Genomic DNA, 25,549 nt, shown 5'->3' with positions numbered 1-25,549 from the left:
ACAGTGTTTTAGTAGCTGACGAAGTAATAAGCCTGCCGCCCGACCATCAAGGTCTTGAGCACTTTCAACGGAGCGGCGGGTTCTTTGTCTGCGGCCATCACCGCAACATGCGATGAGGCGGCGGCCAGGTATTCCCCTAGCTGCGCCTCGGTATCCAGGCCTTTGAGCACCTGCCGGGTGTAGAACACGCTGGCACCGCCGACCCGCTCATTGGCTTGAAACAGTGCCACTTGCTGCCCCTCGGCCTGCAGCGTTTGAATGTGTTCGGTCAGCGGCAGGAACGAGAGTTTTTTATCTGCATGAGGCAGCGCCCATTGCGCGGCGCCGAGATAACTGACGATCACCAGTGTGAGGATGCTCATTGCCAGCGTCTGACGATGACGGGCGATTCGTCCGACAAATCGATTGGCGGTTTCATGCCTTCTCAATCGCTCGAAAAGCACCCCCGCATACTCCGCCGCTATGACTGCAGCCGCCGGCGTCATCGACATCAGGTACACCGTGCGCTTGCTCGACGCCAGGGTCAGCATGATGAATTGCGCGATGATCCACAGGCTGAAAAACAGCAGGTAACGATTGGCCTTCAACTGTTTACGCAAATGCCACAGCCCCAGGTACACCAGAATGTTCCACGGCAGGAATGCTTCGGGCAGTTTGGCCAGGTAGTAATAGAAGGGCTCGTAGTGCCCGGCCTCGACGAATGATCCGCTGAAACGCCCGACACTGTTGGTCAGCAGCACTTCTTTGAGCGCTTGCGCCCCGCCATGCTGATAAAGCACGACGAGCCAGATCAGCAGTGGAATCAGCCCGACCACGGTGAGCAATCCCGGCCTCAGCCAGTCACCGACTTTAAGACGTTTGTCCATCAGGTTATCGGCCAGCAGATAAGCGAAAATCACCACCCCCGGCATCGCCAGGCCCAGCACGCCTTTACTCAGCGTGGCGATGGCAATGCCGATGACAAACAGCAGCGAACTGCCGAAGGTCGCTGCACGTTGCGCCTGGAAAAATGCCAGCAACGCCGCCGTCACACCGAGGGCCAGCAGCGCATCCTCGCCCACGCCGCGCACGTTACTCCAATAACTGGCCATGGTTGCCAGCAGAATTCCTGCCGTCCACGCAATTGCCTTGGGCCGTTCGAAGCGCCGCAACATGCCGTAGAGCAACATCACGCTGAGCAACCCGGCCAGCGCCGACGCCAGTCGCACCGCCCACGGCGAAACGCCGAACACGCGCATGGCGCCGGCATCCAGCCACAGGCTCAGGGGTGTTTTTTCCAGAAACGGCTCGCCGAACAGACGGGGCGTCACCCAGTCATTGTCCAGGTGCATCTCCATGGCGATCCCGGCGACGCGGGCTTCGGTGGAGCCTTGCAATTGATGGTTGCCTAGCGCGAAGAAAAACAGCAGGGCAGCAAGCACAAACAGCGAAGTGGCGGCACGCGACATGGGTTTCAGGCAACCGGCAAGGGCGGGAGGCCTGAGCATAAATCGCCATTGCTGAACAAATTGTGAACATCACCCCAGTCGGCGCGACCAACGCTGATCCGGTGTTTCGAAGCCCGGATTGACCAGTGCCGTCAGCACATGATCCTGCCAGCGCCCGGCAATGTTCAGATACGCCTTGGCGTAGCCTTCCTGTTCGAAGCCCAGTCGCTCAAGCAGGCGAGCACTGCGCTCGTTGCCGGGCACGTAATTGGCCATGATCCGGTGCAGGTTCTGGGTCTCGAACATATAGCCGATGCCGGCCACCAGCCCTTCCTGCATCAAGCCCTGGCCCTGATGCGCTTCGTCGATGTGATAGCCCAGGTAACACGCCTGAAACGCCCCGCGAATGATGCCGCTGAAGTTGCACGCACCGATCATCTGCTGGCCGTCCGCTGTCAGCAGGGCAAAATGCATCGCCAACCCGGCGTCGAAGGCACTGGCCTGGATGTCGAGGCGTCGACGTATCTGCTCGGTGGAAAAGTAGTCGGTGGTACGAATCGGCGACCACTGCGCCAGGTGACGCTGATTGCGTCGGTAGAAATCACTTTCCAGTTCTGCCTGCTCCGGGGCAAGGATGGCGAGCGTCAGACGTTGGCAGGGCAGGGTCAGCAGCGGCATCGGGTGCTCCGGTGGGCGAGAAGACTGCTGGCAGAGTCGCGTAATACCCGGCGTTCGGCAAGTGATAGAGAGACGAGTGACGTTGAACGCCAGGCAAAAAAAAGCCCGCGGGAGAGCCGCGGGCGAACCGTAGTTTCTTGAATGAGCGAGCGGACTTTACCGGTTTGGCCGAACGGCAGCAGTGAAGAAAAATTCATCTCACCGCGCGACCTCGAGGCCGCTGGATCCGCACATCAAGAATTCTCCGGTAACGAGGTCGGCCGATGCAGGCCTCGTTGGTCAGTGGCGAACTTCAGGGCCGGATGAAGTCGGCGACCCTTGCTGCATCACTTGATCCCGAGCCCGGCAGATCACGATTTCGGCCAATGCGCTCAGTTGCTTGATAGCCACAGCGACATGACGTTTGGAACCGTCGAACTCGTCGGCAAAGTTGGCGCTGATGACGGCGAGAGAATCAAGCAGATCACTGGCATGCGCCAGTAGCGTCAGCGTGTCGACATCGTCGCGCACGCTGAGCATCTGCTTGAGGGGTATCGTACGGCGGGGGCGTCGGCTCGAACCGGTGCTGTCGGGTTGCGGTTTCAAGCCGGGCGTTTGCCCATCGGCAGGTACCGGTCCGACAAGTGTAAGTCGGGTGATTTTTTTCATGACGTAGCTCCGTGAGTGAACATCTCTGCGGATGCGGCCTGTCTAACCGTCCGCTGGATAGCAGCGAAGCGTGGAGGTTAGCGCCCTGAAAAACGGTTCACCAGTTCATGAAAGCCGACACGTGTTGAGGGAAATTTCCTAGGACGTGAAATGTAGGAAGCGAAAGCCGCCCGCTAAACACGTCCGAGCGGTTTTCACTGCTCCGAGACTTTATCCTCGCGCAAGACCCATCCCGCTTCCCCCGCCATCAGCTTGTATTCAATCTGCCGCATCTTTCCCGTCCGGCCTGCGTTGGCATCCGCGCTGTCATACACCGGAAACCGCTGCACCAGCTTGTTTTCCACCACTGAAAACGCATCCTCACCCTGATAACCCTCGGCCGTCTTCGGGTTGTCGCTGACGGCTGGCAGGTAGATTTCGCTCAGGGATTTTTTGTGGTTGGCCGAGTAGGCGATCAACTCGCCCGGCAGGCCGCGACCGGGGGAGCGGGTAGAGACGTAGATTTCCGGTGAGCCATCGTTATTGAGGTCGGCGACTTCGGCGCGGACGATGTTGCCGGTGAGCGGACGGATGATCGCCGAGTTATCGATTTCCAGCCCTTTGGGCTCAATGCGCAGAGCGGGTTTGCCATCAACCTGATCGGCTTGCACATGAAAGTCGATGCCCTGCAGCGTAAGGTTCTGCTCGAAGGGCTGGCTGTTGTCCACAGTGTCGGCGCTGGAAAGGATCAAGGTGATGTCGTAGTTGGCCACTTCACTGCGCCGTGCTGCATTGCGCATGAGATAGACCTGCACCGTGTACTCGCCATCGGCGGGTATCGAGCCGAGGAAGCGATTACCCATGATCGAGCCGTTGAACAGCGCGTAATCAGCACCTTTGGCGGTGATGTTGAAATAGGCCGAGGTGTTGGAGGGTTTGAAGTCCACCGTCAGCATCTGCCCGGCCTTGGCGTCGAGCTTGTACTCCGCGGTCTTATAGCCCTTGATCGACTGTTTGAACTGCACGCTGCCATAGCCGCTTTTGTAGACGACCTGCTGGATTCTCGGCGGGACGTCGGTAGTGGCTGCGTGAGCAGAGAGTGAAACGAGGGTTGCCAGTGCGGCGCCGAGCCAGATGTTCATGAGCGTCCTGCGGATAGTTGTCTGATTGCCCGAAGCATAGATCCGAGGCGGCGCAGGCGTCCAATCAATGATGTTGGCAGAGTCGCACACTCAGTCGTTCACATAACGCTCACGCGGGCAAAGCTATGCTGTTCATGCACGAGCATTGGATCTGGCAGGGCGACTCCACAATGAAATTGAATGTTCTTTATGCGTTGGCGGCTGCGGCATTGTTCGGTGCCAGCACGCCACTCGCCAAACTTCTGGGCGTGCAGACCAATCCTGTTCTGTTGGCCGGGCTGCTCTACCTGGGAAGCGGTCTGGGGCTGGCCGTTGTTCGTGTTGTTCGCGATCAGGGTTGGCGACGGTCAGGGTTTGCGGCAAAAGAGTGGCCGTGGCTGATCGGTGCCATCGTCTTTGGCGGTGTACTGGCGCCGACCGCCTTGATGTTCGGTCTGACGCGAACGACGGGGGCAACGGCCTCGTTGATGCTTAATCTGGAATCGGTGCTGACGGCGGTGCTGGCGTGGGTGGTGTTCAAGGAAAACGCCGATCGCCGAATTGTGATCGGCATGATCGCGATTGTATTGGGCGGTGTGGTGCTGGCGTGGCCGCAAGACACCGCGACGGCTCATGACTGGACAGGGCCGTTGGCGGTGGCTTTCGCCTGCCTGTGTTGGGCGATCGACAACAACCTGACCCGTAAAGTCTCGGCCTCGGACGCGCTGTTTATCGCCGGCAGCAAGGGGTTGGCGGCCGGTGTGGTCAATTGCGCCCTCGCATGGGGTATCGGTACGCAACTGCCAGCGCCGGGCCCGTTGGTCTCAATCATGCTGGTGGGATTACTCGGCTACGGCGTCAGCCTGGTGCTGTTCGTTCTCGCCCTTCGCGGGCTCGGTAGCGCTCGCACCGGGGCTTACTTTTCCACAGCGCCTTTTCTGGGCGCGGTGATCTCGATCATGGTGCTGGGGGAATCGGTATCGCTGATGTTCCTGCTCGCTGCTGCGCTGATGGCCTTCGGTGTGTGGATTCACCTGATGGAGAACCATGCCCACGAGCATCAACATGAACCGCTTGAGCACGACCATCGTCATGCACATGACGAACATCATCAGCACGAGCATGACTTTGCGTGGGACGGTAGGACAGGGTGAAGAACATCAGGACCAACAAGGTAAGCAGCACGCGTGCGGTACTTCCGCCAAGCGCGCCGAAGCGCACACTGCCGGTGGCCCAACCCCGGTAAGTCGTCCACGTCACCCAAGCGCACCAAAGCAAAGCCAGAACCAGAACTAGGGATAGCCAGAGCGTCGAGCTGCTCTGCGGTGCGAAGCCGGAGGCGTTTTGGAAGGCAGCGGTCTGAGCGTCAGTCATGCTCATGGCGACGGCTCCACGGGCAGGGCGTCGAGGCAGTAATCGCCGACCAATTCAGTGGGATCGCAGGGTTGAGCGCGGGAAGGGGACAGGTAACCCTGCACACCGTGACGGATGCGTTGGATGTCCTGAGACAGGCGGGGATAGTCGAAGCGATAGCGATCGTCGGGTTCAGTAGTGCTGGCTGCCTCAGCTTGCATTGCAACGCGTTCGACAATGTCGAGTTGCCGCTGGACTAGACTGAGCTGATCCTGCTCATGGGCAGATGCGGCATAGCTGCTGTAGGCCAATGCTATTGGAAGTAGCAACAAACTGCGGATATTTTTAATTGGCATGATGCTGTCCCGTGTGAGTCTGGAGACAGCATCAAGTGAGCAGATTACTCATTCAGTAAAAAAACTGAAGTATGTTCAGTCGCTTTTAGGACGTAGGAGAAAATTCACTCAAGTTAGACAGGTGCTCCACAAAGATTTGCGTAGTTATCGAATGGGGCATCGTTCAGTTGTAGCTAAACTTCGTTCCTACGTTTTTGATCGGCGTGGGAAGAGCAGTAAAGCATGTTCCATGCTGGCAAGCTTGATTTGAGTTTCCTCATACTCATCGGCAGGCCAAGAGCCGTGAACAATCCCGCACCCTGCGAACAAATGACAGTGTTGAGGGGTGATCAGCGCTGAACGCAGGGCTACCAGGAAATCTCCATTGCCCTTTGAGTCCAGCCAACCCACGGGTGCCGCATACCAGCCGCGGTCAAAGCCTTCGTGGCGACGGATGAAGCTCATGGCTGTCGCTCTTGGCAAACCACCGACCGCCGGCGTGGGGTGCAGCGCCTGGATACCATCCAGCAAACGCTTGTCGGGGTTGAGTTGCGCTGCGATCGGCGTGCTCAGGTGCTGCACGGTGGCTAGTTTCAGCAGGCCGGGGCATGACGCGGCCTGGAGGTCGCTGACCTTGCCGTTCAAGGCCTGGGTGATGGTCTGCACCACCAGTTGGTGTTCATATTGTTCCTTGGGATCGGCCAGTAACCGTTCACCGATGGCGTGATCCTCGTCGGCGGTGATGCCACGTCGCGCACTGCCGGCCAGGGCGTGGGTGGTCAGGCGACCCTCCTGGCAACTGAGCAGTCGTTCGGGGGTGGCCCCCATGAAGCAATGCTCGCCACGGTGCAGCGCGAACAGATGGGACGCGTTGCGTCGTGCGTGCAGCCGCTGCATCACTGCACCACTGTCGAGGGCCGCGTCCAGCTGGTACTCGATATGCCGCGCCAACACCACTTTGTTCAAATCGCAGCGCCTAATGGCCTGCAACGCCGTATCGACCTTTGCCTGCCATTGGTGCGAAGGCAGCGCGTTGCGTTCGATGACGTCGGGCGCAGCGGTCGCCGAGGCGGGAGGGTTGAGCAGTTGCTCATAGGCGGCCAGGCTTTCGCGTGCCAGTGTGGCCGGATCGCTGTCGGGTTCGACCACACGCTGGCAACGCAGCCAGCGGCCGTTGGCATCCTCGCTGAGCAACCAATGGGCCAGTTGAAAACTGGCGTCAGCGAAGGCGGCCCAATGTGGCGCGCATGGCCGCTGTTCATCGAAGCGCATGCCGCCCAGCAGCAGTGGTGCCTTGGGTCCGTCGATCACCGCGTCGGCGCACAGGGCGAACCATTGGCGGTCGACGTCGAGCATGCGCCGAGGGCCGCTGGCCTCGATCTGCCAGGCGCAGCCCAGGCCAAACAGTGTCAGGTCTGGCGAGTGCGCGCGCCAGAAGAAACCCTGCCGGTGGGCTTCGTAAAGGGCAAGGGCCTCCAGCGCTGGCGCGGGGTGTGAAGAAACGGCGATGACTGGCCGTTGATACGCCACCGCACGTTGGTGCGCGGTCTGGAACAGCTTGAGCAACGCGTCTACGTTCATATCACCTTGCTCTTTTTCTGCAGCCAGAAGGCGGTCTGCTCTGCGATGTACCAGTGGATGATTTGGTTGAACAATCCCTCAATAAACTCACCGTCCAACCCAGCCTCCTGCGCCCATTGCCGGCGCTGCGGCAACATCGCCGCGACGCGTTCCGGGGCGGCGATGCTGGCCTGGTCGGGCTTGAACGCGGAGGCGGCCTTGACGTACTGCATGCGCAGGCCGAGGGCCTCGATTATCTGCTGGTCGAGGCTGTTGATGGCTTCACGAATGTCCGAAAGGCCAGTGCAGTGTTCCGGGGTTTTCATACCGAGTCTCCCTGTAGGTAGGCAGTGCGTTGCAACAGGTGATGGATCACCGGTCGCGGCTGATGCTTGAGGTAAAAGTGGTCGCCGTCGAACAGGCGGATATCCGGGGTGTGGTCGCTGAGGTCGGCCCAGGCACGGGCCTGCTCAAGGCTGACTTCGGCGTCATCGCGGGCCAGCAGCACGTCGAGTGGCGCCGACAAGCGGGTAAGCTGCTGTGGGCGCCAGGTTTCGATGGCCTGGTAGTCGCTGCGCAGGGTTGGCAGGAACAACGCACGCAGTTGGGGATTGGCCCACAGGCCGGCGGCGTCGGCGTCCTGGCGCAGGATATCGGCGATCAGCGCGGCGTCGTCCTGGCGGTGCAGGTCACTGTCTGGTTGCCGGTGTGGAGGCGCGTGACCCGAGACGAACACATGGGCGGCGCCAGAGCCCGCCGCTTGCAGGCGCACTCCCACGGCGTAGGCGAGGGCGGCGCCCATGCTGTGACCGAACAGCAGCAAGGGCCGGGCGGGCAACTTTTGCAGTGCTGCGGCAATGTGTTCGGCGAGCCTGTCCAGGCAGGGGATATGCGTTTCGTTGAAACGCTCTTCACGTCCCGGAGATTGCACGGCCAGCAGGTCGATATCCCCCGGCAGGTGCGCCAGCCACGGACGGAAAAAACTCGCGCTGCCCCCGGCATGGGCCAGGCATACCAGGCGTGCCCGTGCCTGGTGGCTTTCTCGCAGCACACGCAGCCACGGTGATGCCGCGCCGCTCATAGCGCCAACACCTGTTCCGCCAAGGCCTTGCGGTTGACCTTGCCCAGGCGCGTCAATGGGAATTCGCGCAGCACCTGCAAACGATCCGGCAACTTGTAGGCGGCCAGCCCACGTTCGCGCAGCCAGGCGTTGATCGAGGCCAGGTCGAGTCGCTCGCCGTGGGCCAGCACACAGGCGCAACTGCGCTCCCCGAGCAACTCGTCGGCCAGCGCCACCAGCGCCACATCGCGAATCAACGGATGGCCGAGCAGCAGGTTCTCGATCTCTTCCACGGGGATTTTCTCGCCCCCGCGATTGATCACATCCTTGCTGCGACCCTCGACAATCAAATGCCCTTCAGGCAGGCGCCGCACCAGGTCGCCGCTGCGGTAAAAACCGTCGGCGGTAAACGCGCGCTGGTTCTGCTCGGCGGCGTTGTAATAGCCGCGAATGGTGTAGGGGCCACGCACCAGCAATTCACCGACGGCACCAGGGGCGACCGGTTGGTCATCGGCGTCGACGATGCGGATCTCGTCGTCGGCGGTCAGCGGCAGCCCCTGGGTGTCGAACACCCGCGCCTGCGGATCATCCAATGGCGTGAAGCACAGCAAACCCTCGGCCATGCCGTACACCTGTTGCAGGCCGCAGCCCAAGACCGGACGGATGCGTGCGGCGATCTCGGCCTTGAGCCGGGCGCCGCCGACCTGCAGGCATTGCAGGCTGCTTAGGTCGCTATCGGACCATTGCGCGACTTCCAGCCACAGCAACACCAGCGGTGGGATCAGGGCGGTGTGGGTGATGCGTTCGCGTTCGATCAGCTCAAAGGCGGTGTCCGGGCTCGGTTCCGGGGCCAGCACCAGGGTGGCGCCGACACTGAACACGCCCAAAGCACCGGGAGAGGCGAGGGGGAAGTTGTGCGCCACCGGCAGTGCGGCGAGGTATCGGGTATCGGCATCGAACCCACACGCCTGGGCGGCCAGGCGCGCATTGCACGCGTAGTCGTCATGGGTGCGCGGGATCAGTTTGGGCAGGCCAGTGGTGCCGCCGGACAACAGCAGCACCGCCACCTCCCGCGAATCCGGCGCAGGCCATTCACGCGGGCCGGCCACGCACTGCGCCAGCGGCACGAATTCCTCGGCGGCACCGACCACCCATACCTGTTGCAGGCTCGGCACTTGCTCGCGCAGCGTGCGCGCCAACGGGCGATAGTCGAAGCCCAGGTGCTGATCAACCATCACGTAGGCCACTGCCTGGCTGAGGTGCGCCAGGTGCGCCAGTTCATGTTCGCGGTGGGCCGGTAGCGCAAACACCGGGATCACGCCCAGGCGCAGCAGGGCGAAGGTCAGGCTGAAGAACTCGGCGATATTCGGCAACTGCACCAGCACCCGCTGGCCCGCCACCAGCCCGCGCTCGGCCAGGCCGGCGGCCAGGCGGTCGGCCTGCTGGTCGAGCTCGGCGTAGCTCCAGCGCCGCGAGCCGTCTACCAGCGCCTCCTTGTTTGGCGTGCGCCGGGCCTGCTCGCGCAGCAGTTCGCCCAAGGGCGCGCCGCGCCAGTAGCCTTGCTCGCGGTAGCGGCGGATAAAGTCGTCGGGCCAGTCAGTGCATCCATCAAGCATGGCAATCTCCTTGGGCAGTCGGGCAGCCCAGCAACTGGGCACCGTGCAGATTCAGCGGGTGCGCAAGGCCGGTGACTTGCACCGCCTGTACGCCGGTGTGCCTGGCCGGTTGCAGGCGCAGCAGCGGATCATCGCCAGCCAGCAGGTGAAGGGTGGCGTGATCGTCGGGGTGTACGCCCAAGTGAATCGCGGCCAACCCGGTAGCGCCATTGGGGTGGACCCTGTACGCCGGGTGCTGGGACGGTGAGTAGGGCGTGACCAGGAAGGGCAAGCGATCATGGCGCGGGTACACGAAACGAAAGCGCGTCTGGCTGCCATCGGCGCAGGTGCGCCGCCAGTTCACCGTACGTCCCATGCTGACGCCGCAAGCCGCCAGGCCCTTGAGGCGTGGCGCCAGGGCCGGGTCTTCGCACAGCAGGGCCAGGTCGCAGAAACCTTCGCCCTGCGCGGCCCAACGCAACATGCGTCGCCCGGCCCCCCGGCCGGCCAGGCAGTCGATGGGCCACTTGAACAGCCAGGCATGACGCGGCGTGGTCAACAGTTCGATGATCGGCCCTTGGCTGAACCAGATGTGCGCGTGTTGCGCGCTGGCTTCGGCGGTGGCGTAAGTGACCTCGAAGCCGGCGGCGCGAAAATTCGCCACGGCCTGGTGCAAGTCACGCACCCACAGCAGCACATGGCTGCAGGCGGAAGAGGGTTGAGCAGTGTTCAAAACGGCAGGGCTCCCAGCAGTTGGGCGGTGTCGTCACCGCAAGGGGGTCGCACGGCGTCGGCACACGCGTGGAGTTCGGCCAGTGGCAGCGCACGCGGCACCGGTGGCTCGATCAGTTCAGGCATGCCGATCAGGCCGTTCATTTCGCGCCAGGCCATGGACACCTCGGTCGCCCACACACCGCTGCGCAGGCGGCGTGCGGGGTCGTCGATATCGCGGCACAGTTCACCCAGCGCAAGGCTGACCGCGTCGGGCCAGAGCTGGTTGAACACCTGGTGGTAGCTCGCGGGGAGCTGCGGGTCGAGCACCACCATCGTCGGCCCGGCAAGGCGTTCGCTGCCGGTGCCGGCCATGATCAGGCGGTCGGTGTTGTCCCGTGGGGCATGCAGGCGCGGGTTCCACAGCACCGGGCCATGGGTGTCGCCCAGGCTCAGCACGCCGGCTTCGCAGCCCACTTCGAGGCGATGCAACAGGAAGGAGTGGTTGTCCGGGTCCTGGGGGTGCACCTGGTTCTGGATGCGCAGGCTGATTGGCACCCCGTTGAAGCTCGCGTTGAGCCGCGTGAAAGGCTGCGTTCCGACCCCGGCGGCCGGCGCTGCGAACACCCAGGGCCGCAAGCCACCGGCCAGGCGCCCGAGAATGTCCAGCAGCGGGTAGGCCACCTGGCTGTTGCAGGCCGCGTCTATGTACGCCAGCCCTTGCTGTTCGCGCAGATACTCGGCCACGGCGAGAAAACGCCGGATCGCAAGGATGTTCGGGTACAGCGTGTTCACCGCGTAGGCTGCCTGGCCTTGACGAGCGGCCTGCATGCACGCCGCGATTTCGCGGTGGTGCACCGGGTGTTCCTGCAGCACGTGGATGCCGCGTCGCAGCAGCTGCTGGGCCAGCTCGCTGCCGGCGCCGCCTGTGGCGCCGGAGCGCACTACCACGCAGGCAATGTCGACGTCATCCGGCACTTGCTCCACCGCCTCGTACAACGGTACGCCATAGTGCGCGGCGCAGGCGCGCGAGTAGGCATTGCCGCGTGACAGGATGCCCACCAGTTCATAGTCGGCCTGGGCGCGTGCCAGGGCTTGCAGGTAGATACGGCCAAACGCAGTGCCGGCGACGATCACGCGTTTGCGTGCAATGGGGCGGTTCATGACCAGGTCACCGGCAGGCAGTGGGCGCCGCGAAAGAACGTCGAGGTTTTCCATTGCACGTCGCCACAGCGCTGCAGGCTGGGCAGGCGCACCACCAGGGCGTGCAGCGCCTCCTGCAATTCGACCCGCGCCAGGGCTGAGCCGATGCAGTGATGCAGGCCGTGGCCAAAGCCGAAATGGCCGCTGGCATCCCGTTGCAGGTCCAGCGCCTGTGGGTTTTCAAAGCGGGCCGGGTCATGGTTGGCGGCGCCGATCGAGGCGAGCACCGCGTCGCCCTGGCGCACCAGGGTTTCACCGACCTGAATGTCTTCCAGCGCGTAGTGCACAAACATCGCCGCCGAGGCCAGCGGGATGTAGCGCAGCAGCTCTTCGACCGCCTGCGGTATCTGCTCGGGATCGGCCTTGAGCTGTTGCCACTGCGCGGGGTTGTCCAACAGCACCTGGATAAAGTTGGGGATCTGCGAGGCACTGCCTTCGTAACCGGCGACCAGGATCGCAATGCACAACAGCAGCAATTGCTCCTCGTTGAGGGACTCGCCTTTTTCGTCGGCCTGGGTCAGGGCAGTCATGAAGTCATCCCGTGGCGCGCGTCGACGTCCGGCCACCAGGTCTTTGATGTACGCGGCCAGCTCGCCCAGGTGAAGTTGGGTCTGATCCGCGTCTTCAGGGCGGGTCGACTGCAGGGAGTCGTTCCACACCTTGAAACGGTCACGGTCCTGCACCGGCACACCCAGCAGCTCGCAGATCAGCGCCAGAGGCAACGGCAAGGCGTAGTCGTTGACCAGATCGGCCGGCGGGCCGGCGGCGAGCATGCGGTCGATCAACTGATGGGCGTAGTCGCGGGCGTGGGGACGCAGGGCTTCGACGCGGCGGCGGGTGAAAGCCTGGGCGGCGCGCGAGCGGATTCGCGTGAGTTGCGGCGGATCCATCATCACGATGCCACCGGCGATGCGTGGGAAGGCACGCGGGCTATCGTCGCGGCGAAACGCTTCGCTGCGGCTGAAGCGCCGGTCACCGAGCACCAGGCGCACATCGTCATAGCGGGTGGCGAGCCAGGCGGGGGCGCCGATGGGCATCTGGATGCGCAACAGCCCCGGTGCCTGTTGGGCATGGCAATAGGGTTGCGCCAGCTTGAGGTCGGTGAAGCGGTTGAACGGGTAGGCCAGCGGGGTCATGGCAAGTCCTTGGCGGTGCTGAGGTCGGGCAAATGGTCGAGCAGCTCAAGCTGCAGTTCGGGGTCTTCCAGATGGGCCGCCAGTGCGGCGCGGCTCAGGCGTTGGGCCGGGACCTGGGCCACGAATATGCGATGGCCCAGGCGCGCCAGCGGGTGTGTGGCGGCGGGCAGGCTGCGGTTGCCGTGGAATCCGGCCCGCGCCAATGCGCTTTGCCACTGCGACAGGTCGAGGAAGGTGGCGCTGCTGAGCTGGCGTTCGTCGCTGGCCTGGTTGAGCATGAAAGCCTGGGAGGCCATCACCCAGAATTCCTCCTGGGTCGGTTCGCTGAACACCAGCCAGCCGCCCGGCTTGAGCAAGGCGAGCAGGGTGGCCAGGGACCGCTCGGTGTCGCGGGCGGCATTCAGCACGCCCCCGGCAACGATCAGGTCCCAGCTCTGGCTGGGATAACCCTGGGCCAGGGCCGGGCGGTCGATATCGAACACGCCGTGACGTACCCATGGCCAGTCCTTGAGCCGCTCGGCGGCTTGCTCGCTGAAGTAGCGCGACACGTCGGTGCACAGATAATCCACGCTGGCATTCGCCAAGGCGGGCAACACCGCTTGGGTGGTGGACCCGGTGCCGGCGCCGACTTCCAGCACGCGCAGAAGCACACCGGCCGGCTGGCGTGCGGCCCAGGCGCCGATCCAGTGCGCGACGGCGCGGTGCTGGTATTGCGCTGCGAGGCTCTCGCGGTACAGCGCCGCCGCTCGCTCGGTGCGGCCTTCGGGAAACAACAGGTGCACCGCCGCACACTCACCGCGCATCAACAACGGCAACTGCCGCGCATTTTCCCGCGCATAGTCGAGGGTGCCGTTGCCGCCGGTATTGCGCGCCCAGTCCACGCTCAACTGCGCCCAAATACCTTCCAGGGCGATATCGCTCCAGGCATTCGCGTCGAGGGTGGGTTGCAACCGATCGGCGACGCGTCGCAACAGGCCTTGGGCTTGCAGGACATCCAGCCAGCGCGCAATCAACGGCCGGTGGCCAGGGGCAATACCCGCCCGTGCCAGGCTGTGGGCCACGTCATTGAGCGGTGCCGGCAGCAACCCACACTGCTCAAGCCCATTGAGCATGGAGAGCAACGCGGCGTGACCCAATCGGTCATTGAGTCGCACCGCCTCCACCAGTTGCGCGGGTTCAAAGGCTTGGTCGAGGGCGGCCTCGGTTGCGGCCAGGTGATCGTCCACCGGCCTGCTCGGGCAAGGATGCGGCACCACGAACAGCGTCTGGCCGTGCAGGACAACGGCATTGACTTGAGGATGGCCCAAAGCGCGCTCACGCCAGCGTTGATGCGCCAGCTTTACGCTGGCCAAGTCGTGCCATTGCTCCGTGAAACCTTGCACGCGGCAATCGAGTTGCGCCGCCGCACGCTCCGCAAGCTGCCAGTCACCCGTGCGGTGGCTGACGAACAGCACCTGTTGCAGGTGGCTCAGATCACTCAACGCCAGTGCGGGGAAATCCAGCAGGCGCTCCAGCTGTTCGGCGCTCATCATCACCACCGCGGGGCGTTGGCGCTCAAGCAAGGCCAGCAGCCGCGCGGGCGCCAACTGATGAACGCCCAGGTCGGTAAACGCAGGCAGTTGCCAGGGCGCAGTGGGCAGGTCGATCAACAGGGTGTCGACGTTCATCGGGAAACTCCGGTGGCATGGAACAGGCGTTGTCCGGCGGCGGCCAGCGGGTCGGTCGCGGCGGGCCATACGTCGAGCAACTCAAAGCCTGCGACGTACAAGGCCTGGCGCCAGGCGTCGGGTGGCATGAACACCTCATCGATGACCCGCAGCGGCGCGCCGGCTGGGGGTGAGAGCAACAGGTGCATGAAGGTCAGCATCGCCGGGTTGTCGGCGATGGATTCGCTGAACAGCAAGGTGCCGCCGTCGCGCAGGCAGGCGCGGATTCGCGCCAGGCTGCGCGGCAGGTCGCAGGCGTTGTGCAGCACGTTGCCGGCGATCACCAGGTCCTGGCTGCGGGGCGCGATGCCTTGCTCGCTGAAGTCGCGGTCCAGGTCGAGCAGGTCGAATTGCATACCGGGCTCCAGGCGCAATTCGCGCCGTGCCACGCCGGTGAACAGTGAGCTGATATCAGTGAAGCGATAAGCTTTTTCACGGTCCTCCAATGCTGCCAGCACGGCACGCGTGGTACAGCCCGCACCGCCGCCGAGCTCCAGCACCTGCAACACGTCGTCGGCGGCGCGGGTTTCCCGCGCACGGGCCGCGAGCGTCTGGTTGATCGCGGCAGTGAAGTGGTTGTGCTGGTACGCACCGAGTACCGCCACCGGATCCCCGGCGAGCACCAACAACGGCGCCAGGGCGATGCGGTCGCGCAGCAACTCGGGCAGGCACTCGATGACCTGGGCATGGAGTTGCGCCATGCTCGACGGGAAACCCAGCTCGGCATACAACCCTGGCAAATCGCCGAGGGCGGCTTGAGGCGGCGTGCCATTCCAGGCCAACCGCTCGCCGTCTACCTGCACGGCTTCGGTACGCGACAACGCCGCGAACCAGCGCCGCACGATCCAGGCGTGGCGCGGTGCGGTGCCCAGCGCTTGGTTAAGCTGTGCGGCGGTTCGCCAGACCTGCATCGGTAAGGCCTGGGTACGCAGGAGCACGTCGGCCATGACACCCAGGCTCAGTTGTTCCAGTGCGTTAAGGGCGGTATTCATAGGCAACCTTCTTCGGCGTGTTGCAGGTGTGCGAGTGGGTGGTCCAGCAGGGTCAGTGCGCGGATCGCCTGAGTGCGTTGCAGGCGCTCAAGGCTGGCGGCGGGCGGCAACGCGTAAGCGGCGTCATGGCAGCCTGGGCGGATTTCGCCTTTGAGCACACTCATCACCGTGACTGCCGCCATGGCGCCGGTCAGAGGCGCGTTGCCTGTGCCGCTGACGACCAGGCTGCGGGTGCAGGCTTGGCCGTCGCAGAGGCCATCGAGTTGCAGCAACAACGTGACAAAGGGTGGCTGGCCACTGAGGTCCAACTGGCTGGCGGTGCATAAGCGCTGCACCGCTTCGGCACGCGGCAGGCTGTGCGCCTGGTCGAGGGCCTTGAGTACATGGCCGTCGGTCATCACGTTGAACCACTGGCCTGTTTCCAGGCGCAGGTCCCTGGCCAAGCGTTCGCCTTCCCGGTTCAAGTAGGGCAGCACATGCACCGGCCCGGGGAAACACGGCAGCAGCACGTCGCGCCTGCGTCGCAGTGCGCGGCTGCAACGGCCGTTGTGCCAGGCCGCCAAGGGCTCGCTGGAGCCGTCTACCGCCCCTTGCAGGAAGTCATCGGCGGCGACCGCCGTGAAGCGGTCACGCAGGCCAAAATAGCTGCTCAGCCCCTGCACGTGTGTGAACCCCTGCATCGCGAGCCAGCGTGGCAGCAGGCCGGTAAGGCCCGGCTGCAGGCCCGCACCAAGCACCGCGCTGCGCCCGCGCCATAAAACCGGGTCGAGTTGGATATCGCCCGCGGCATCGACGTAATGCGCATCAGCGTTCAAGGCGGCCTGCGCGACACGGTCCGCCACGCGCCAGGAGGGGCCGGCGCAGTTGAGTAGCACGTCGCAGCCACGGGCGAACCTGGTCAGGGCCGGCGTGTCGTTGAAGTCCACGGCCGTCCATTGCAGGCGTGCTTCGGGCCATTCTTGCTGGAGCAGCGCCAGGCAGCGCGCGCCGTTGTGCGCGTCACGCCCGCCCAGGCGCAGGTCCTGCAGGCCCAGGCTTAACAAGGCCTGTGCGCTGGTCAGGCCGACGTCGCCACTGCCGCCCAGCACCCCGATCAGCATGGCTGGGCCTGCACATTCAGGCGCCAGCCACCCGCGCGCTGACGGTCATGCCAGAACCCGGCGTAACGCCCGTTGAGGCTGAGCAGGTGTGCGTGGGTGCCTGATTCCACCAGGCGACCTTCGTCCAGGACCAGAATCTGGTCAGCGGCCATGATGGTCGGCAAACGATGGGCGATCACCAGCACGGTCGAGTGTTGCATCAGGCGTTGAATCGCGGCCTGTACGAAGGCTTCGTTGTGCGGGTCGAGCGCGGCGGTGGCTTCGTCCAGCAGCACGATAGGCGCACGCTTGAGCAAGGCGCGCGCCAGGGACACGCGCTGGCGCTCACCGCCGGACAACGATGCGCCACCTTCGCCCACCGGTGTGTTCCAGCCCTGCGGCAGGCGGGCGACGATTTCATCGACACCGGCCAGCCGTGCCGCTTCGGCGACTTCGCGGGCACTGGCGTCCGGGCTACCGACGCGGATATTCGCTTCCAGGCTGTCGTCGAACAGGTACACGTCCTGCATCACCAGCGACAACTGCGCCATCAGCGCCGCGTTGGACAGCTCGCGCACGTCCACGCCGCCGACCTTGACGCTACCCGCCGTGGTGTCGAAAAAACGCATCAACAGGCGGGTGACGGTGGTCTTGCCCGAGCCCGACGCGCCGACAATCGCGGTCATCGAATGCGCCGGGGCGCTGAAGGTCAGGTCGCGCAACACCGTCGGGCCACTCGGGTAGGCGAAGCTCACGTGTTCGAAGGCCAGGCTGCCGGGTGCTGACAGGGGCAGGCTGACGGCGGGTTCGGGCAACGGCGGCTCACGCAGGATACTCACCAATTGATCCAGGTCGTTGCCGGCCATGCGCAACAGGCCGCTGCGTGCTGCGGCTTCGGCCAATGGCCCCACGAATCGTGCTGCCAGGGCGAGCAGGGCCACCAACTGGATCGCATCGATTTCGCCATGAGCCGCCAGTGCAATGCCCACGCCGACCAGTAGCGCAAAGGCCAGCTGCACGGTCAAACCACCAGCGAGCAGCTTGGGAAAGGTCTGCGACAGCATCGAGCCACCCGCCAGCTTTTGCGCCTGATTGGCCGCCTGTAACGGCGCGTAGCCGTCCTGGGTGCGGCCAAACGCGCGCAGCACTTGCTGATTGCGGGCGAACTCCACCACCCGGTTGCCGGCCAGTGTCGCGGCGGCTTCCACTCGCGCATCGTTGCTGCCGATGGCGGCGGCCGACCAGTGATGGGTGAAGTAGATCAGCGGCGCACACAACACAGCCGTCAGGCCCAGGCGCCAGTCGAACACGAACAGCGTCAGCGCCACGGTGGCCGGCACCACCACCCCGGACACCACCGGCCCCAGGTAATGGGCAAACAAACCGGTGACCATCAACGTACCGCTGGTAGCGCTGCGCGAGAGACGCCCGACCTTTTCCGAGTTGAACCAGCCCAACGGCAGGCTGACCAGATGCTGGCCGAGGCGATCATGCAAGGTCGTCAGCACCAGCAAGGCCAGGGCAAAGCCCTTCATGGCCTGCTGGTAGTGGGCGATGCAGGTCAGCACCACCATGGCCGCCAGGCCCGCCAGCCAGGCGGTGGCCGTGGGCAGGTCGCCGGCGAACAACGCGTGCAGGATCGGCACCAACAGCGCCACGGCCAGGCCTTGCAGCACGGCGCTGGTCACCAGCCACGCCAGGTAACGGTAGAGGCGCGGGGCATGGGCCGGGCCCAGTAAGGTCACAAGGCTGCGAATCACAGGGACATCTCCACGGCAGGGGTTTCGGCGCCGGCTCGCCACAGTCGGGCATAGGCGCCGTTGGCATTCAGCAGGTGTTCATGGCGGCCGCTTTCCAGCACGCGGCCCTGGTCGAGAACGACGATCTGGTCGACGCCACTGATGCTCGACAGACGATGGGCAATCACCAGCACCGTGCGGCCACGTGCCAAGGCAGACAGTGCATCCTGGATCAGTGCTTCGGACTCGGGATCGGCGTGGGAGGTGGCTTCATCGAGGATCAGCACTGGCGTGTCGGCCAGCAGCGTGCGGGCGATGGACACGCGCTGCGCCTCGCCACCGGAGAAGATCGCATCTTCGCCGATCACCGATTGATAACCCCGGGGCAGGGCTTGGATACGCGTATGGATCTGCGCGGAGCGCGCTGCCGCCTCGACCTTTGCATCGCTGGCATCCGGGCGGCCCAGGCGCAGGTTGTCGGCGACCGTGCCGTGCACCAGTTGGGCGTCCTGCAACACGAAGCCCACGTGTTGATACAACTGGCGCGGGTCGATCTCGCGCACATCGGCGCCGCCCACGCAGATACGGCCGGCGTTGACGTCATGAAAGCGCGGCACCAGCTTGGCCAGGGTCGACTTGCCGGCACCGGATGCGCCGACCAATGCGGTCACGCTGCCGGCCGGGCAGTGCAGGTCGACGCCCTTGAGGATCAGGTGCTCGGCGTCGTAGCCGAACTGCACCTGTTCAAAGCGGATGTCGCTACCCTGGGGTTGGACGCAGGCCTTTGGCGAAGGCAATTGCTCAACGTCCAGCAGCGCTTCGATGCGATCCGCTGCCGCCAGGGCCGTACGCTGGGCCGTGAGGCTCTGGTTGATCACCAGCAGCGCCTGCGGAATGACCACCGCCACCAGGGTTTCGGCGAACAGCTCCAGCGGTGTTATCCAACCGTGCGCCAGCAACAGGCTTCCTACCCCCAGGCTCACCAGCAGGATCACTGGCACACTCAAGGCCATCGAGGAAAAGGCTTCCAGGCGCAGCAGCGGCTTGACCCAGCCGGCGTACTGCTCGCTGAACTGGTTGACCGCCTGCTGATAGCTACGGTGCGCCTGGCCGACCTGGCCGAACGCCTTGACCACGGCAATGCCGTGCACGAACTCGACAATTGCCGCGCTGACCCGGGTCATGCTCTTGTCCAGCAACTGCATCTTGGCGCCAAAACCGCGCATCATCAGCGTGTAGGCCACCGCGTAGATGGGCAGTGTCAGCACCGCCAGCAGCGCCAGCCGCCAGTTCAGCGTCGCCAGCCACAGCAGGCCCGCCAACGGCGTGACGATGGCCGCCGTGAGTTCCATCGCGTGGTGGGCGACCAGGTGGTGCAGGTCTTCGAGGTCGTCCTGCACCACCTTGCGCACGGCGCCGGAGGTGGTGTCGGTGTACCAGCCCAACGGCACGCGCCCGAGCTTGCGCACCATGGCTTCGCGCAAACTTGATTGCAGCCGGTGGTCAGCCACATGGGTCAACCACAGCGCCACGCCACTGGCCATCCACCCCACACTCAGGGCGATCACCACCAGCGCGGCCCACAGCCATAGGATCTTGCTGTCGGCGCTGCCGGCCAACAGCAAGCGGCCCAGTTCGGTGAGGCCGATAAAGGGCACCAGATTGACCAATGCGCCGAGGGCGGCGAACACCACACCAATACGGATGAGGCGATTGACCGGGCGTTTCAGAGTATCCAAGGCAGTGGTCATGAGTTTTTCCGAAGGGCCTCAAGCAGGTGCGCAGTAACGGTGTGGACGTGGGGCGGTTCGATCACGCTGAAGTGATTGCCGGGCACGTCGATCAGCTCGAAGCGGCCCAGGCAGGCGTCTTCCCAGAACGGTGCGGCCAAGTGCCCGACGCCGCCGGTGATGCCGAACGACTGCTGCTCCAGGCAGCGCAGGTAGGTCATGTTGCCGAGGAACGGCGGCGGGTCGAACCGCGCCGCCCGCATGCTATGGCGGCACACTCGAAACAGCGTCGGTACCAGTTCGGGGCCGATCGGCACCCCGGCCTGGCCCGAGGCCAGGCGTGCGTATTCGGCCAGGCGCTCCTGCTGGCTGCGCGCCGATTGCTGTTGGACCGCCAGCGCCAGCGCGTCCAGCCCCGGATCGCCGCTCAACGCCGCCATGGCCCCGGCAGGCACGCAGCGGTTGTCGCGGGCCATCAACAAGTCGATGGCGCGGTACACGTCGTAGTCTTCGATGTGCGCACCGAACACGGTTTTCACCGGGTCCAGGTTCAGGTTGGGCACGAAGATCGCCTCGTAGGCCAGCTCTTCGTCGGTGTCGATGAACATCGGGATGCTGTCGATCAGGCTCAGGTTGACCACTTCCATGCCGCGTTCGAGCAAGCGTCGGGCAACCTCAGTGGCCAGCAGCCCGCCGAGGCAGTAGCCGATCAGCTGGAAACGTTGATGGCCGTCGGCGATCAAGCGTTCGGCGTAGTCCTCGGCCACGCTCTCGATCAGGCGTTTGGGCTCCAGCGCCAGGTACTGTTCGGTGTCAGCCACGGCAAAGCCAATCACCGGACCGGCCTGTTGGTCGGCAAGGGCGCGGCCCAGGTGCTGGAAATAATCCAGGGTGCCGAGGGCGGCGTGGAACATCACCCGGACCGGGCCGACGTCACCCCCGCCAAATGGCACCACCAGCGCGTTGCTGCTGGACGAGCGTTGCGCTTCATCGCTGGCGGCAATCGCGCGCGGCGTGGCTTCGCCCTGATTGAGCAGGCGCGCGAGGGCGGCGACATTCGGCTCGTTGAGCATCTGGCGCAGCAAGGTGTCGTAGCTCAGGCTTTGGGCCTGGGGCAGTTGCTCACGCAGTTGGCCAGCGACGCGGGCGAGGATCAGCGAGTCGGCGCCTTTTTCATAGAAGCTGTCCTCGACGCCGATCTGCGCCAGCCCCAGGGCGTCGGCCCATACGCGGCACAACTCGGCGCTGAGCGGATCGCTCGGCGCTTCCTGGCTGCTGGAGGCCTGGGCATCGGCGGCAGGGCGCCAGCCGGCCAAGGTCTTGCGGTCGACCTTGCCGTTGGCGGTCAGCGGCAAGCGGTCGAGTACCTGCAGGTGCGCTGGCAACATGTAGTCCGGCAGGCGTTCGGCCAGGGCGCGGCGCAGGCTGTCGACACTCAGGCGCTGCACGCCGGCCTTGAAGCGCGCGGCGAATACCTGCATGCCGAGGGCGGCCAGCGGATGATCGGCCTGGGGCAGGGCAGGCAGGCATTCGCCACCGAAGGCCTTGACCCGCGCCTGCCAGATATCGGCGTCGCGCAGGCCGCTTCGGCCCTGGTCGTGGTCGCCATTGGCCGGTGTCATCATGAAGCCCTGTGTCAGCAGGATCGGCGGCCATTCGCCGGTCGGTTCGCTGAACACCAGCCAGCCGCCAGGGCTGAGCAACCCGGTGATCTGGCCGAGGGCATTGTCGATGTCCTTGACGCTGTTGAGCATGCCCGCACACAGCACGATATCCACGCTGTTGCTGGCCAAACCCTGAGGGCGGATGTCCTGGTCGATGTCCAATACGCCATAGCGTACCCAGGCCTGTTCAGCAAAGCGTTGCTTGGCCGCCGGCAGGAAAAGCGCGGTCATGTCGGTAAACAGGTAGTCGACTTCCAGCCCATCGAGCAAGCCGATGACCGGCGCGCTGGTGGCGCCAGTACCGGCGCCGATTTCGAGGATGCGCAGCGGACCGTCGCCTTGATGGTGGGTGGCCAGGCGGTTGATCAGCGCCGCGATGCTGTGGTTGTTGTAGCGCGACACGGCATCCCCGCCGTACAGCTGCAAGGCCAAGTCCAGTTGGCCTTGGGGGAACAGCAAATCGAACGGGTTGACCTCGCCCTTGAGCAGTTGCGGCAGTTGCCACACATGGTTGAGCTGGTAGTCGAGCAGCGCCTGGCTGCACAGCCCCGAGGCGACCGCTTGTTCCACCCGGCCCCACGCCAGCGCCGGGTTGGGCGCGGGTTGCGCGAGGCGGTAGTGCGAGTGGGTGTAGTGCAGCAGACCAGCCTCGCACAGCGCGCCCAACCAGCGGCGTACCAGCCAATGGTGACGCGGCTCGGCCTGCAAGGCGTGCAGGATTGTGGCGGCGTCCGGTTCGGCCCGTTCGCCGCTGAACAGTCCGGCCTTGAGCAACACCTCCAGCATCGAACTCAATGCGGCGGCACTCAGGTCAGCCTGGTACTCGCGCACCTGTTGCGCATCGAAACTGCCCACCTGGCTGTCGGCATAACGTTTGACCGCCGTGAGCAACGGCGCGCCTGGCAGCGGCTCGGGTTCGGCGCGTGCGGCGGTGACGAACGCCAACAGGTCGCCACTGACCAGGCTCACCGCAGTGCCCACGCCAGGGGTGGCGAGCAGTGCGGCCTCGATCTCACCGAGTTCCACCCGATGGCCGCGAATTTTCACCTGGCCGTCTTCACGACCCAGGAATTCCAGCTCTCCCCCCGGCAAATAGCGGCCACGGTCACCGGTGCGGTACAGGCGCTGGCCGTCGAGCGGGTGAGCAAAGAAGCGTGCGTCGCTCAATGCCGGATCGCCCAGGTAGCCCTGGGCCAGGCCGACACCGGTGATGTACAGGTCGCCCGGCACCCAGGTCGGCGCATCACGCCAGTGGCTGTCGAGTACCCGAAAGCCCTGGTTGGCCAGCGGCAGGCCGTAGGGAATGCTGCGCCACGCCGGGTCGATGGCGCCGATGGGGTGCAGGTTCGACCAGATAGAGGCTTCGGTGGCGCCGCCCAGGCCCACCAGTTTCAGGTCGGGCAACAACGCCTGGAGTTGCGGTGGCAGGTTCAGCGGGATCCAGTCACCGGACAGCAAGGCCAGGCGCAGGCTGTCCAGTGGCCGGGGTTCGGCGTGCAGGTAGTCGGCGAGCATGTGCAGTTGTGCCGGCACTGAGTTCCACAGCGTGACCTGATGACGCTGTACCAGTTCGGCCCAATGCGACGGGTCGGCGCCACGTGCCGGGTCGGGCAGCACCAGGGTTGCGCCCACCGCGAGGGGCCCGAACAGGTCATACACCGACAGGTCGAAGCTCAACTGCGCCAGGCCCAGTACGCGGTCATCGGCGTTGACGTCGAAGCGTCGGTTGATGTCTTGCACGGTATTGAGCGCGGCGCGATGGCTGATCATCACACCCTTGGGTTCGCCGGTGGAACCGGAGGTGTAGATCACGTAGGCGAGGTCATCGGGGCTGCCTTCGACCAGCTCGAAATCCGCGCCCGCCGAGGGCAACCGGTCTACGGCGTGCCATTGCAATGTCTCGGGCAACGGCGTGTTCGGCTGCGCCAGGGAATGCCCCAGCACATGCCGCACCTTGGCGCTTAGCAGGACGCGGTCGCGGCGTGCGGCCGGAGCGTTGCTGTCCAGGGGCAGATAGGCCGCGCCGGCGAGCAACACGCCGTAGGCCGCCACCACTTGATCGAGACCCTTGGGCATCAGGATCGCCACGGGTTCCTGCGCGTCGCATCCGACCTCACGCAGGGTGGCGGCCACGGCCAGTGCACGTTCGGCAAGGGCGGCGTAGGTCAGGCTGCCGCTGGCATCGATCACCGCCAGTGCGTGAGGTTGTTCCCAAGCCATGGCCAGCAGGCCGTCGTGCAGGCGACCGGTGGGCAACGGGGCGGCGGTGGCATTCGCCGCCAGGCGTTCACGCTGTTGCCAGGCCGGCAGCGGCACGTGCACCGGATGTTCCCAGGCGGCCGGATCGAGGGCGAGCAACTGCAACTCGGCGACAAAAGCCTGTTGCATATCGTTCACCAGGCCGTCGGGGAATACGCCTTGGCGCACGTCCCAATGGATGTGCAGGCCGTTGGCGTCATCCATCACCTGGCAATCGAGGGTGACCTGCGGCGTCTGGGTGATGCCGTGGTCAACCCGGCGTTGACTGGCCGGTGGTGCCTCGATCCCCAGGCCGATGGCGCTGGTGAAGACCACCGGCATGGCCGCTGCTTCACGCCCACGACGGCGACCGATTTCGCGCATGACCTGGATGCCGGAGAACAACCGGTGCTCCAGGTCGGCAAACAATTGGCTGCCCAACTGGCGTGCCTGGGCGGTGAAGTCCAGCCCTTCGGGATCGTTGACCTGTAACAGGCTGACCGAGGTGAAGTCGCCCACCAGGCGATCCACCTGCGGGTGCAGTGGCAGGCGGTTGAGCAATGTCAGGTTGAGGCTGAAGGCGGGCTGCTGGCTCCAGCGTTGTAACGTGGCGACGTAGGCCGCCAGCACCACGATGGATGGAGTAAGGCCGCGTTCGCTGGCAGCGCTTTTCAGGGCTGCCCATGGCTGCGACTCAAGCTGCGCCGAGTGCCGTTGAAAACGGGGCACGCGGGTGTCTTCGCCGCTCAGGGGCGTCGGCAGTTGTGGGGCGGCGGGCAATGCGTCGATGCGGGCCAGCCAGTAGTCACGGTCACGTTGGTGGCGGCTGCCTTCGAGCAAACTGCGCTCGGCCATTAGATAGTCGCGGAAGGTGATGTCCAGGGCAGGCAAGGCTGCCTGGGGACCCTGCAGCAACAGCTCCAGCTCATTGAACAGCAGCTGCGCGCTGGCCCAGTCGGCAATCAGGGAGTCCATGGAAAAGTGCAGCGTGTCGCCGTTGTCGCTGCGGCTCATACGCAGTTCGAACAGCGGCCAGACCTCGGTGGGGTAGAGCTTCTGCTCCATGGCTTGGCGAATCTGTTGCACCGCGTGCTGGTGCTGCTCGCGGGTGGTGCCACGCAGATCGGCGATGGCCAGAGGATAGTGGGCGACGTCGGGCAGCACACGCTGCGAACCTTCGCTGGCGATCACCGCGCGCAGCATGTCGTGGCGGGCGATCAGGCGGTTCCAGGCCTGTTCCACCCGCTGCGGGTCCAGGGTTGGCCAGCCCAGTTCCAGGTAGCCATGGCAGGCGACATTGCCGTAGCCGAAGGACGATTGGCGGCCCAGCAGGTAGGCATTCTGCACATCGGTGAGGGGGAAGGGCGTGTGGTGCTGCGCCGGATCGGCCTGCACGAGCGGGCGTTCCTGTGTCTCCAGCAGATGCAGGATCTGTTGCTTGTGTTCGCGCAGTTGCGCCAGGCGTTCGGTGTCGAGCAGGCCCTGGGGCGCGCGGAATTTCAGTTGGCCATCCTGGGGCCAGAGTTCGACGCCCAGGGACTTGAGTTCGCTTAGCAGTTTGGCGGCGGGCATGGGGACAGCTCCTGGAAAAAAGG

Annotated in this window: 19 protein-coding genes and 1 pseudogene; 1 reads left to right on the top strand and 19 read right to left on the bottom strand. The window is 64.7% G+C overall.

Translation table 11 applies throughout. From position 1 onward, the window contains the following. Nucleotides 1-8: 8 nt before the first annotated feature. The 4 genes from CKW18_RS21970 to CKW18_RS21955 form a co-directional block, all read right to left on the bottom strand. The gene (locus tag CKW18_RS21970) at nucleotides 9-1,448 is read right to left on the bottom strand and encodes a glycosyltransferase family 39 protein (protein ID WP_170947300.1); all 1,440 of its coding nucleotides are present in this window, start codon (nucleotides 1,446-1,448) and stop codon (nucleotides 9-11) included. 69 nt (nucleotides 1,449-1,517) lie between these two features. Continuing rightward, nucleotides 1,518-2,105, bottom strand: a complete 588-nt coding sequence (locus CKW18_RS21965; RefSeq protein WP_095190725.1) for a GNAT family N-acetyltransferase — start codon at nucleotides 2,103-2,105, stop codon at nucleotides 1,518-1,520. A gap of 279 nt (nucleotides 2,106-2,384) precedes the next feature. Continuing rightward, entirely contained in the window at nucleotides 2,385-2,753 is a 369-nt protein-coding gene (locus tag CKW18_RS21960) for a DUF6124 family protein (protein WP_095190724.1), read from the bottom strand. A gap of 194 nt (nucleotides 2,754-2,947) precedes the next feature. After that, the gene (locus CKW18_RS21955) at nucleotides 2,948-3,874 is read right to left on the bottom strand and encodes a hypothetical protein (protein WP_095190723.1); all 927 of its coding nucleotides are present in this window, start codon (nucleotides 3,872-3,874) and stop codon (nucleotides 2,948-2,950) included. Nucleotides 3,875-4,044: 170 nt separating this feature from the next. On the opposite strand from CKW18_RS21955, the gene CKW18_RS21950 reads away from it, so the two are divergent. Further along, the gene (locus CKW18_RS21950; protein WP_095190736.1) at nucleotides 4,045-5,007 is read left to right on the top strand and encodes a DMT family transporter; all 963 of its coding nucleotides are present in this window, start codon (nucleotides 4,045-4,047) and stop codon (nucleotides 5,005-5,007) included. Here CKW18_RS21950 and CKW18_RS21945 read toward each other — a convergent pair. From CKW18_RS21945 to CKW18_RS21875, 15 genes and pseudogenes are all read right to left on the bottom strand, one after another. After that, nucleotides 4,997-5,233 (bottom strand): annotated as a pseudogene (locus CKW18_RS21945) (TIGR03758 family integrating conjugative element protein); the annotation flags it as partial. The gene CKW18_RS21950 and the pseudogene CKW18_RS21945 sit on opposite strands and share 11 nt — an antisense overlap. Further along, nucleotides 5,230-5,562 (bottom strand): RAQPRD family integrative conjugative element protein, encoded by a 333-nt coding sequence (locus CKW18_RS21940; protein WP_095190722.1) that lies wholly within the window; start codon nucleotides 5,560-5,562, stop codon nucleotides 5,230-5,232. The gene CKW18_RS21940 and the pseudogene CKW18_RS21945, both read right to left, overlap by 4 nt. Nucleotides 5,563-5,748: 186 nt before the next feature. Next, a complete protein-coding gene (locus CKW18_RS21935) occupies nucleotides 5,749-7,122 on the bottom strand; it encodes an isochorismate synthase (RefSeq protein WP_095190721.1) in 1,374 nt (457 codons plus the stop codon). After that, entirely contained in the window at nucleotides 7,119-7,427 is a 309-nt protein-coding gene (locus CKW18_RS21930) for an isochorismate lyase (RefSeq protein ID WP_095190720.1), read from the bottom strand. Before CKW18_RS21930 ends, CKW18_RS21935 begins: the two co-directional genes overlap by 4 nt. Next, entirely contained in the window at nucleotides 7,424-8,182 is a 759-nt protein-coding gene (locus tag CKW18_RS21925) for a thioesterase II family protein (protein WP_095190719.1), read from the bottom strand. Before CKW18_RS21925 ends, CKW18_RS21930 begins: the two co-directional genes overlap by 4 nt. Continuing rightward, nucleotides 8,179-9,777 (bottom strand): (2,3-dihydroxybenzoyl)adenylate synthase, encoded by a 1,599-nt coding sequence (locus CKW18_RS21920; protein WP_095190718.1) that lies wholly within the window; start codon nucleotides 9,775-9,777, stop codon nucleotides 8,179-8,181. Before CKW18_RS21920 ends, CKW18_RS21925 begins: the two co-directional genes overlap by 4 nt. After that, on the bottom strand, nucleotides 9,770-10,489 hold the full coding sequence (locus tag CKW18_RS21915; RefSeq protein ID WP_095190717.1) for a VOC family protein: 720 nt from the start codon (nucleotides 10,487-10,489) through the stop codon (nucleotides 9,770-9,772). The genes CKW18_RS21920 and CKW18_RS21915 overlap by 8 nt, the downstream gene beginning before the upstream one ends. After that, nucleotides 10,486-11,631 carry a Gfo/Idh/MocA family oxidoreductase gene (locus CKW18_RS21910; RefSeq protein WP_095190716.1) on the bottom strand — a complete coding sequence of 382 codons (1,146 nt, stop codon included), beginning with the start codon at nucleotides 11,629-11,631 and terminating at the stop codon, nucleotides 10,486-10,488. Before CKW18_RS21910 ends, CKW18_RS21915 begins: the two co-directional genes overlap by 4 nt. Continuing rightward, the gene (locus tag CKW18_RS21905) at nucleotides 11,628-12,806 is read right to left on the bottom strand and encodes a cytochrome P450 (protein WP_095190715.1); all 1,179 of its coding nucleotides are present in this window, start codon (nucleotides 12,804-12,806) and stop codon (nucleotides 11,628-11,630) included. Before CKW18_RS21905 ends, CKW18_RS21910 begins: the two co-directional genes overlap by 4 nt. Next, complete coding sequence (locus CKW18_RS21900) at nucleotides 12,803-14,473, bottom strand: class I SAM-dependent methyltransferase (protein ID WP_095190714.1); 1,671 nt, start codon at nucleotides 14,471-14,473, stop codon at nucleotides 12,803-12,805. Before CKW18_RS21900 ends, CKW18_RS21905 begins: the two co-directional genes overlap by 4 nt. Then, the gene (locus CKW18_RS21895; RefSeq protein WP_095190713.1) at nucleotides 14,470-15,504 is read right to left on the bottom strand and encodes a class I SAM-dependent methyltransferase; all 1,035 of its coding nucleotides are present in this window, start codon (nucleotides 15,502-15,504) and stop codon (nucleotides 14,470-14,472) included. Before CKW18_RS21895 ends, CKW18_RS21900 begins: the two co-directional genes overlap by 4 nt. Beyond that, complete coding sequence (locus CKW18_RS21890) at nucleotides 15,501-16,604, bottom strand: saccharopine dehydrogenase NADP-binding domain-containing protein (protein ID WP_095190712.1); 1,104 nt, start codon at nucleotides 16,602-16,604, stop codon at nucleotides 15,501-15,503. Before CKW18_RS21890 ends, CKW18_RS21895 begins: the two co-directional genes overlap by 4 nt. Beyond that, nucleotides 16,598-18,343, bottom strand: coding sequence for an ABC transporter ATP-binding protein (locus CKW18_RS21885; protein ID WP_095190711.1), 1,746 nt, complete (start codon nucleotides 18,341-18,343; stop codon nucleotides 16,598-16,600). The genes CKW18_RS21890 and CKW18_RS21885 overlap by 7 nt, the downstream gene beginning before the upstream one ends. Beyond that, entirely contained in the window at nucleotides 18,340-20,073 is a 1,734-nt protein-coding gene (locus CKW18_RS21880; RefSeq protein ID WP_095190710.1) for an ABC transporter ATP-binding protein, read from the bottom strand. The genes CKW18_RS21885 and CKW18_RS21880 overlap by 4 nt, the downstream gene beginning before the upstream one ends. Beyond that, entirely contained in the window at nucleotides 20,070-25,526 is a 5,457-nt protein-coding gene (locus CKW18_RS21875) for a non-ribosomal peptide synthetase (RefSeq protein WP_095190709.1), read from the bottom strand. Before CKW18_RS21875 ends, CKW18_RS21880 begins: the two co-directional genes overlap by 4 nt. Nucleotides 25,527-25,549: the final 23 nt, after the last annotated feature.

It is taken from the genome of Pseudomonas sp. Irchel 3E19 (genome assembly GCF_900187585.1).
Classification (GTDB): domain Bacteria; phylum Pseudomonadota; class Gammaproteobacteria; order Pseudomonadales; family Pseudomonadaceae; genus Aquipseudomonas; species Aquipseudomonas baetica.
Note: the sequence above shows the minus strand (reverse complement) of the source record. Positions and strands in the feature narration are given on the sequence as shown.

Bases quoted from the DNA above. Each gene is read 5' to 3' on its own strand.
- CKW18_RS21960 (WP_095190724.1), bottom strand. From the start codon at position 2,753: ATGAAAAAAATCACCCGACTTACACTTGTCGGACCGGTACCTGCCGAT.
- CKW18_RS21880 (WP_095190710.1), bottom strand. From the start codon at position 20,073: ATGACCACTGCCTTGGATACTCTGAAACGCCCGGTCAATCGCCTCATC.
- CKW18_RS21900 (WP_095190714.1), bottom strand. From the start codon at position 14,473: ATGAACGTCGACACCCTGTTGATCGACCTGCCCACTGCGCCCTGGCAA.
- CKW18_RS21965 (WP_095190725.1), bottom strand. From the start codon at position 2,105: ATGCCGCTGCTGACCCTGCCCTGCCAACGTCTGACGCTCGCCATCCTT.
- CKW18_RS21920 (WP_095190718.1), bottom strand. From the start codon at position 9,777: ATGCTTGATGGATGCACTGACTGGCCCGACGACTTTATCCGCCGCTAC.
- CKW18_RS21875 (WP_095190709.1), bottom strand. From the start codon at position 25,526: ATGCCCGCCGCCAAACTGCTAAGCGAACTCAAGTCCCTGGGCGTCGAA.
- CKW18_RS21955 (WP_095190723.1), bottom strand. From the start codon at position 3,874: ATGAACATCTGGCTCGGCGCCGCACTGGCAACCCTCGTTTCACTCTCT.
- CKW18_RS21910 (WP_095190716.1), bottom strand. From the start codon at position 11,631: ATGAACCGCCCCATTGCACGCAAACGCGTGATCGTCGCCGGCACTGCG.
- CKW18_RS21895 (WP_095190713.1), bottom strand. From the start codon at position 15,504: ATGAATACCGCCCTTAACGCACTGGAACAACTGAGCCTGGGTGTCATG.
- CKW18_RS21930 (WP_095190720.1), bottom strand. From the start codon at position 7,427: ATGAAAACCCCGGAACACTGCACTGGCCTTTCGGACATTCGTGAAGCC.
- CKW18_RS21890 (WP_095190712.1), bottom strand. From the start codon at position 16,604: ATGCTGATCGGGGTGCTGGGCGGCAGTGGCGACGTCGGCCTGACCAGC.
- CKW18_RS21950 (WP_095190736.1), top strand. From the start codon at position 4,045: ATGAAATTGAATGTTCTTTATGCGTTGGCGGCTGCGGCATTGTTCGGT.
- CKW18_RS21940 (WP_095190722.1), bottom strand. From the start codon at position 5,562: ATGCCAATTAAAAATATCCGCAGTTTGTTGCTACTTCCAATAGCATTG.
- CKW18_RS21970 (WP_170947300.1), bottom strand. From the start codon at position 1,448: ATGTCGCGTGCCGCCACTTCGCTGTTTGTGCTTGCTGCCCTGCTGTTT.
- CKW18_RS21905 (WP_095190715.1), bottom strand. From the start codon at position 12,806: ATGACCCCGCTGGCCTACCCGTTCAACCGCTTCACCGACCTCAAGCTG.
- CKW18_RS21935 (WP_095190721.1), bottom strand. From the start codon at position 7,122: ATGAACGTAGACGCGTTGCTCAAGCTGTTCCAGACCGCGCACCAACGT.
- CKW18_RS21925 (WP_095190719.1), bottom strand. From the start codon at position 8,182: ATGAGCGGCGCGGCATCACCGTGGCTGCGTGTGCTGCGAGAAAGCCAC.